The 8,913-nt window shown below is 38.0% G+C and carries 4 protein-coding genes; 3 read left to right on the forward strand and 1 reads right to left on the reverse strand.

What is annotated here, in order from left to right:
- The first annotated feature begins 469 nt into the window (after positions 1-469).
- Positions 470-1,102 (forward strand): dihydroxyacetone kinase subunit DhaL, encoded by a 633-nt coding sequence (gene dhaL, locus F6K22_RS21565; protein ID WP_293102475.1) that lies wholly within the window; start codon positions 470-472, stop codon positions 1,100-1,102.
- Between the two features lie 210 nt (positions 1,103-1,312).
- Complete coding sequence (locus F6K22_RS21570) at positions 1,313-2,335, forward strand: retropepsin-like aspartic protease (protein ID WP_293102477.1); 1,023 nt, start codon at positions 1,313-1,315, stop codon at positions 2,333-2,335.
- Positions 2,336-2,835: 500 nt separating this feature from the next.
- Here F6K22_RS21570 and F6K22_RS21575 read toward each other — a convergent pair whose 3' ends face one another.
- A complete protein-coding gene (locus F6K22_RS21575; protein ID WP_293102480.1) occupies positions 2,836-8,199 on the reverse strand; it encodes an AAA family ATPase in 5,364 nt (1,787 codons plus the stop codon).
- Between the two features lie 620 nt (positions 8,200-8,819).
- Between F6K22_RS21575 and F6K22_RS21580 the strand changes: the two genes are divergently transcribed.
- On the forward strand, positions 8,820-8,913 hold a 94-nt coding region (locus tag F6K22_RS21580), incomplete at its 3' end, for a helix-turn-helix domain-containing protein (RefSeq protein ID WP_293102483.1).

Genomic DNA, 8,913 nt, shown 5'->3' on the forward strand with positions numbered 1-8,913 from the left:
TGTTGTTGCTCAATTAGGTATATGATCAGTTTTTGTTTGTAGTAGGGCTTTAGCCCTATCTACAGATCGGGCTAAAGCCCTACTACAAGCTTTAATTATAACTATTCAATCAGACATGATACTATTAGCCAAGGATTGAAATCCTTGGCGAGCTATAATACCATTTTTAAAAAAGAATGTTACGAATAATAAGCAGTATTAAAAGACTTTATCAAAAATGTCTATTTGACGAAAAATAGAAATTACGACATAAAAAATGATATCAAAACTATTCATTCTGACTCCTGTCTCCTGACTTCCCCTCCCGGGAGGGGTTAGGGGTGGGTTTACTTCTAAAAAATAGCCTAACTATTTGTAGCCAACATATATCAATTTGGTATAATTGATATATGTTGGGTTTCGTACCTCAACCCAACCTACTTTTTGAGCTAGAAGTGCTGATAACTGATAACTGATAACTGAAAAGATTATGGTAAACAAAGAACAAATTATCCAATGGTTGCAAACAGTAGCAACAGTTTTAGAGCAAAACAAAGATTATCTTACAGAATTAGATGCTGCTATTGGTGATGCTGACCACGGCATTAATATGAATCGTGGTTTTCAGAAAGTTATAACTCTACTCCCCACTGTTACGAATAAAGATATTGGCAGTATTTTTAAAACTGTGAGTATGACTTTAATCTCTACTATTGGTGGTGCTAGTGGACCTCTGTATGGCACTCTATTTTTACGAGCAAGTGCTGTAGTAACAAGAAAGTCAGAATTAACTACAGAAGATATGTCTAAAGTATTCACTGCAGCAGTTGAGGGAGTAGTGCAACGTGGCAAAGCTAACTTGGGAGACAAAACCATGTTAGATGCGTTGTCTCCAGCAGCAAATACTTTTACAGAAGCAGTAGCAAATGATTCTAGTTTTCTCGATAGTTTGAAACAAGCGGTAGATGCTGCTGAGTCTGGAATGAAAAATACAATTCCAATGTTAGCGAAAAAAGGAAGAGCCAGTTATTTAGGCGATCGCAGCATTGGTCATCAAGACCCAGGAGCAACTTCCATCTATCTCATTCTCAAAGCTCTCTTAGATACTGTAGAAACAGGTTAGTATTTTATCAACTTCAGGTAAATTTATTTCCCAGATTATTAGTTAGAATAAAACCTTTGTTCGTAGTTGGGCTTTAGCCCTACCATAAATACTTGGGGGGCTAAAGCCCAACTACAAGCTTAATTATAACTGTTATAACGAAAATGATATAAATCAATCATAATTAATATCATGCGATCGGAATTTTGCTATTCCAATTAACTAACAACTATGAACAAATTTGCGAGTATTACAACTATTATTATTGGAGCTATTAGCTGCATAATTATTTCCCCTAGTTTAGCTCAACTAAAACCTATTATTTTTCCGCAAGATATAGTTATATTCCCTAGAAAAAATATATCAATTGGAGCCATTGTACAATTAGAAGGTCTAAACTTACCCCGCCCAAAAGTAACAGGAAATGCAACTATTCCCCTAGAATTTTTAGACGGAGGAAAAGCTTTTACCTTGACAGCAACTCTAGGAGAAAAATCGGGTAATTTTTTATTAGATACAGGTGCTTCTACTTCTATCATTGCCACAGAAACAATCAAAGAATTAGAATTAACAGGGGAACCTGTACCAAAAGAATTTTTAACTTATGCCGTAGCAGGAGATGAATGCCCAGAAATGAAAGCTAATTTGCATCGTTTGCCTATCTTAAAAATTGATAATGTTAAAGTCGAAAACTTAACAGGTTTAGAATTTACTACCACTATCATGCCAGAGGGATTATCAGGAGTTTTAGGCATGGATATTTTGAGTAATTTTGATGTACAAATAAATCCTCAAACCAAAAAATTACGATTACTACCTCCCACTCCAATACCTGCTAAAAATATTAATGATGCTATCCCAATTAAATCTAAATTAGGAGTAATGTTAGCCGAGGTAAAAATTAATGGCAATGGTCCGTTTATTTTTATGTTAGATACGGGGGCAGAAAGTATTTTTATTTCTCAGAAATTAGCTAGTAAGTTAAAAATTTCTGCGGCTGAAAGACAGGAAATTCAAGTGCAAGGTTTTTGTGGCATAGAAATGGCAGAATATGCTTCCTTAGCTAAAGTAAAAATGGGAAATTATGAGCTGAAAAACTTAGAAACAGTAATTTTGTCTTCCCCAGTGTTGAAGTTATTAGAAGTTGATGGAATTTTAGGACAAAACTTTCTTAATAATTATCAACAATATTGGCGCTTTAATCAAAGAAAATCAGAAAAATTTCCGGCAGAAGGGAGTTTGTTATTAAGATGAAATATGTTAATGTTTGCTACTAAAGATTGATGGGGAGATGGGGGGATGGGGTGATTGGGAGATGGAGGGATGGGGGTATTGAAGTAATTATAGAATTATCAACACATACCACACCAATTTGAAAAAAGAATGCTACAAAAAGGTAGAGAGCAATCAGATATACTTAAAAATAGCTGCTCTAATTTATTTTAGATAGCTATTTATGTCGTTTCTCCATTTTTTAAAATATTTCCCCCTTCTTCCTTCTTTATTATATCAAATCTGGAAGCATCGGTGTTATTCAGCATTTTAAAGATAAGAGTCTATATTGTAGGGGCGAATGGCCATTCGCCCCTACGCATTGTATCACGATCAACGGATTTGATATTACTTCTAGTATTTGTAACAAACATTTATCAAATTAGTATTATATAACCGGATTCAATATCAGGGGTTGCGCGAGATTGCTTTCTATCATCGCTGTGGAGGAATTTTCAGACAGATTTAATATGTACCGAATTTCAAATAAAATAACCTTGACATCGTTCAAGATAACTAGAAGCAGTACGATCGCCAGAATTCTCTGCTAGACATTCTTGAAATAAACGCCCTGCTTTAACAAAAGACTTCTGATAATATAACAGCACTGCCCTTTCAAACTTTTCCTTAGTAGCTATTTTAGCATCTCGCAATTCTGGTGGGTCGCCAGAAAATACTTCAAATAAACCAACCGCTTTAGCTTTTCCTTTAGCTTTAACTTGTTCAATAAACCGCAAGTCGTATTCCAAGGGATTATTCAAACGCACCAAAGTTTGATGGGTAATTAAAAGAGAAACCCCGTATATCTTAGTCAACCCTTCCACCCGCGAAGATAAATTGACCGCATCCCCGATAACAGTTCCATCCATCCGTCTGAAACCACCCACAGTTCCTAAAATTAACTTCCCTGTATGCAAACCAATACCGATGTCGAGGGGGTGGAGATTTTTTTGCTGTCGATATAAATTGTATGTTTTCAACTCCTCCAACATGGCGAGCGCTCCCTTAACAGCGTCATCCGCAGAATTCGGAAATAACGCCATAATTGCATCACCGATATACTTATCAATAAAACCGCCGTGTTTTTGAATTTGAGGTTCCATGTAACCTAGATATTCGTTAATAAAAGCAAAGTTCTCCCCCGGTGTCATCTTCTCGGAGATGCTAGTAAAACCCCGGATATCGGAAAATAGCACTGTCATTTCCCGTTCCACTTGATCTCCTAATTTTACATCAATAATACTCTTTTTCTCTAGAAAACTGAGAAACTGCTCTGGGACAAACCGCTGGCAAGCGTCGTAGAGTCGAGCATTTTCCAAAGAAATCGCTCCTTGGGCAGCCAGGGTACGCAACAGTGCCATGCGCTCTTGGGTAAAAGCTCCCGCGCTCAAATTGTTTTCCAGATAGATAATACCTTGGAGTTGATTTTGACAGATCAGAGGAGTGCAGGCGATAGACTGACATTGGTATTGTTGAATGTAGCTATCGTCGGTAAAGTCACCTTCACTTGAGGCATCTTTGAGAACTACTGTTTCGCGAGTGCGGGCGACATAACGGACTATCTTTTCCGAGAGCTTGTCAAACTTATCTAGAGGCTGAGACTGCAAGACCGAAATTTCCTCCAAGTCTGCTTCCTTGGTGGCTTCGATGAATAAACTTTTGCCCCTAGGTAAAATCAGAATACCTCGTTGTGCTCCTGCATTTTCCACTAGAATATGCATTAAGGTTGCCAACAAATTTTCCAAAATAATCTCGCTGGAAATAGCATTGGTTGATTTGATAACTGTGGCTAAATCTAATTCTGAACAGTCAGTAGAATTGCTGGTTGTGCGAGTATTCAGGGTTGTCAAATCGGAAATTGTTGTGGTTTGGGACGGAAATAATTGAGGATAGTTTTCTTCTAAGTGCTTGACCTTTGCTTTTGCCCCCCAAAGAGAATAGCAGTAGTGTGCGTCTGTCATGTAAACTTGGGCAACTTTTTCCTGACCCCAGTCTAGATAAAATTTGGCAGTTAGTTCGTTAGCAAGGGCTTCTTCTTGGATGAAACCGTTTTCTTTAGCTCCAGAAATCGCTTTATTATATAATTCTATGGCTTCCAATTTTTGTTCTAAAATTCGGCATTTTTCTGCTTCTACCAAATCGACCTTATGTTGATGATTCATGGGAGCATAAAGTGCCCAATACTGTTGCAACTGCCTCTGGTTGTCTTCCACTTGCTGGAGAAACTCTGATTTTTCCTCTGATTCTGGATTGAAGGCAGCTATAGCAGTCAAAGAATCATAGAAATAAAACCCAGCTATACCAACAGTTCCAGTACCACCTATTAAATAGCGCTTCACCTCAAGTGCATAGTTTTGAGCCAATTTAATCTCCTCAAATAGGTAGCAAAGCATTAACTTATGCAAATAAAAAATATAGAGTCCATATAAGTCGTTGGCAGAAATCAATAAAGGCAAAAACTTTGCTTCTTGCAGAACATCTCCAGACAAAATGGTTGGATGCTCTGTAACCTCTAGTAAATTTAAAGTAGTCTGCAAATGAAATCGACAGTAATTTGCTGTGGTTAATTGATTCAATTGCATCAACCCGTTATAGTAAGTATGAATTTCCTGTTCCAACCTAGCAAGGGGTTGACCGCACCAAAAAGAATTGAGACAAAATACGGCACCACTGTGTCCTGCATATTCATGATTTCCAACTTCTACGCCACTTGTATATGCTTCTTGCAATAGGGGTATAGTGCTTTTGATATGGGATTTGCGGTGGAGAGTAAATCCTGCTACAATCTGTAGGACTTGGGGTTTGAACGCTTTAACATCTAATTTAGATACAGTTTCGAGTGCTAATTGACCGAATTTCACTCCTGCATTGATATCTTGTAACAGATTACAAGTAACGATTCCATAGGTAGCATAAGCAAAGGTTGAAGCAGATGTATTGCCATGTTCAATTGAGAACTTGACAGCAAAAGAAACTAATACTGGAAACAATGAAGAACCTGCATTATAGGCAGCTGGTATAATGCTAGCAACAGTCTGCAAGATAGCTATTTTTTCTTCATCTACTATTATTGGCAAACGCACTAAATCCCTAATTTCCCGATTTCCAATTAGGTTTTTAATCTCTGTAACTAAACTTTGAGCATCTTCGCTTGTAGGCATTTCTGGAAAAGTGATACCTAACTGTTTTAGTAATTCTTGAGCTATGGAAATAGCTTTATTCAGTTTATTTTGAGCAAAATTAGCCTGGATACAAATTCGGTAAATATTAGCTAGAGTCAATGCTGACTGAGATTGCTTGATGACTGTGGCAACAAATTGTTCCATCGCCTCAAAATCACCGCACAGGGATGCCAATTCAGCCGAAAGTTGATAAAATACCAGACTGATTTCATATTGCCGTTGCCAACAATTTTCTCCAAGCAACGATAACCCAGTGTTGGCATATTCGCGAGCTGCTTGATAGGCGTTTGCTGCTTTAGCTTTGTGACCAGCAATCAGATTCAGTTCGGCAAGTTCGTCACGCTCTTTTTGTTCCGTAATTAAAGCCATTCCATAGTTTAATTGACCTACTATCTCAAAAATGCTCTCACTTCTTGCTTCTGGAGGTAGCTTTTGGAGCAACAATTGCCCTATCTGGTAATGTATCAATTCTTGTCGAGCATCAGGAATGAGTGCATAGGCAGCTTGTTGGATGCGATCGTGCCCGAACTTATATGACTGAATCAAGAGGTTTTCGTCTAGTTCGCAGATAGGAAGGATAAAGTGACGTTCGAGAGCTATTTGCAAAGATACAAAAATCTCTTCTGGTTTTTTTTGTCCGACCCAGCTTAGAAATTCTAAGTCAAATTCGGCTCCCAAACAAGCTGCAAGAGATAAAATTTCTTGCACCGATGGCGGTAATTTTTGCAGTTTCTCTACCATCAATCCCACTACATTATCACTAAATCCCCTTCCCTGAATCACTACCATATCCCATTGCCAAGTTCTCGATCGCTGATGGAATTCTAGCAAATTCTCACTATACAAAGCTTGTAAAAATTCATTAATAAAGAAAGGATTTCCCCCTGTTTTTTGCAGGACTAACTTTGCTAAATCATTAATTTTCTGAGTCTGTTTGAGGGTATCGGCAATCAGCTCGGCAATTCGATCTAGGGGTAAAGGATTTAAAGTAATTTGGTTAATTGCATTGTTATTTTTCCTAAGTTTTTCTAGAGACATTGCTAAAGGATGACTTATAGAAACTTCATTATCGCGATATGCTCCCAACAGCAACAAATATTTAGTTTTACCCTCAACTAACATCCGTTCCATTAGTTTTAAAGTTGCCAAATCTGCCCATTGCAAATCATCAAGAAACAGGGTTAACGGATGCTCTTCGCTGCAAAAAGCACCAATAAAATTACTAATAACAAGATTAAAACGATTTTGTGATTCGTTTGCTCCTAATACAGGAACTGGCAGTTGTTGGCCAATAATTAGTTCTACTTCGGGAATCACATCAATCATTACTTGTCCATTAGAACCCAAAGCTTTTAATAACTTTTCTCGCCAGAGTTGTAACCCTGTTTCAGTTTCTCCTAATAATTGTCTGATTAATCCTGTAAAAGCAGAGACGATCGCTGAATAAGGAATATTTCTTTGAAATTGGTCGAATTTCCCCGAAATAAAATAACCCCGACGAGCAGTAATGGGTTTATAAAGTTCTTGTACCAGGGATGATTTGCCGATGCCAGAATAACCTGCAACCATCATCAATTCTACTTTTCCAGTTTCGGCAACTACCTCGAATGCTTGGAGTAAAGTTGCAATTTCTGTTTCCCTACCATAGAGTTTTTGAGGAATTTGAAACCTTTCTGAAAAGTCTTGAGTTGCTAAAGGAAAAACCCCTATCTTTCCTGTTAATTCCAATTGCTCTAAACAATTTTCTAAATCTGCTTTTAATCCCCAGGAACTTTGATAGCGGTCTTCAGCATTTTTCGCCATCAATTTCATTACTATCTCAGAGATTATTGGTGGAATTGATGAATTTATTTGAGAGGGAGAAATAGCTTGTTTAGCTAGATGACAATGGATTAATTCTAGAGCATCTAATGTAGGAAAAGGCAGTTGTTTGGTTAACATTTCATAGAATGTTATCCCCAAGGAATAAAAATCCGTGCGATAGTCTAAACTCCGGTTCATTCTCCCCGTTTGTTCTGGGGAAATATAAGCTAAAGTACCTTCTAAAACATTGGGATTTTTGATAGTAGGATTTTCTCGACTCAGTTGGGTGGAGATCCCAAAGTCGATAATTTTTAGTTCTTTTGTGTGGGAATTAAAAAGGATATTGCTAGGGTTGATGTCTTTGTGAATTATATGTGAAGTGTGAATTTGCCCCAAACTCTCGGTAATGGCGATCGCTAAAAATAAAAAATTTTCAAGAGAAAGTTTTTCTTGTCCTTGCAAGAATTCTTGAAGGGAAATTGCTCCAAAGTCTTCAAAGATAATTGCGAAACTTCTTTGCCATTCTACCAAACTATAAGCTTTAATAATACCTGGAGATTTTAACTGGCAAGTGAGATGATATTCCTGTTTGTAGCGTCTAATTGGCTCAGTGGTGGGATAGTCTTGGTTAAGAAATTTGAGAATGACAGGTTCGTTATCATCAACTCGTCGGGCACGATAAACTTGAGAGTTGGCGCTATTGTGAATGAGAATTAAATTGTTGTATCCGGCAAGAGTTACCATAACATAATAGATAGTAGGTAATGGGCAATAGATTTTGGCCTTGTAACTAAAATAATAAAGATGTACTTTCAGTATAATTTTATCCTTATCTATATTTGCAGTTATACCAATTACCATGCATTAATGCTATACTTAGTTGATACTTCAATTATTAAGTAATTAATACGGGCTAAATCACTTTTTTAATAATTATTAGCTAGTAGCGCGTTAATTATTTATCTCAACGTTGGTTGAAGACCCGCGCTCTCCCGTAGGGGAGCGACGCAATTGGAAAACCAATCAATGTTGCAGTTCTAACAATAGTATGCTATAGTAAAAATAATAAGGCTGCTGGTCTAGCAGTTTCAGCGCCAGTCGCTCATGGGGGAGACCCCCAAGACCATGCTGTCTTGTCTGTGGAGCGCGCCTTTAGACCGGAAAGAGGTTCGGCAAGGGAGGCAGGTGCGCGAGAAGCAGAAACCCCCTATCAGCAATGTTAGGGAATCCCGCGCTTTCACGCAAGTGCAGCGTCGGGAGGATGTCAAGTTTTGACTTCTCTATACGGACGTTGTATGCAACGTCCTTAACTACTTCCCTGCTACCCTACTCAAGAAAGTGTAGAAAAGTTTTTGAGAAATGGTATTACCCCAACTAAACGGGCAAGGGGTCTCGGGTTATAATCAAAGATTATAACGGGAGGGGAATTGCCCGACGGGGTTTAACGGTTCTCAATAGGTCGCGAGTAGTACAATAACATCATGCTCTTAACCTACATCTATCGAATCAAGCCGAGTGACGAACAGATAGCCACGATGGAAAGGTGGTTAGAGCTGTTGCGTCGCCATTGGAACT

Source organism: Okeania sp. SIO2F4, assembly GCF_010672385.1.
Classification (GTDB): Bacteria; Cyanobacteriota; Cyanobacteriia; order Cyanobacteriales; family Microcoleaceae; genus Trichodesmium.

What these genes read in the sequence shown, in the direction of transcription:
- F6K22_RS21570 (WP_293102477.1), top strand. Translation starts at nt 1,313, where the DNA reads ATGAACAAATTTGCGAGTATTACAACTATTATTATTGGAGCTATTAGC.
- F6K22_RS21575 (WP_293102480.1), bottom strand. Translation starts at nt 8,199, where the DNA reads ATGGTAATTGGTATAACTGCAAATATAGATAAGGATAAAATTATACTG.
- dhaL (WP_293102475.1), top strand. Translation starts at nt 470, where the DNA reads ATGGTAAACAAAGAACAAATTATCCAATGGTTGCAAACAGTAGCAACA.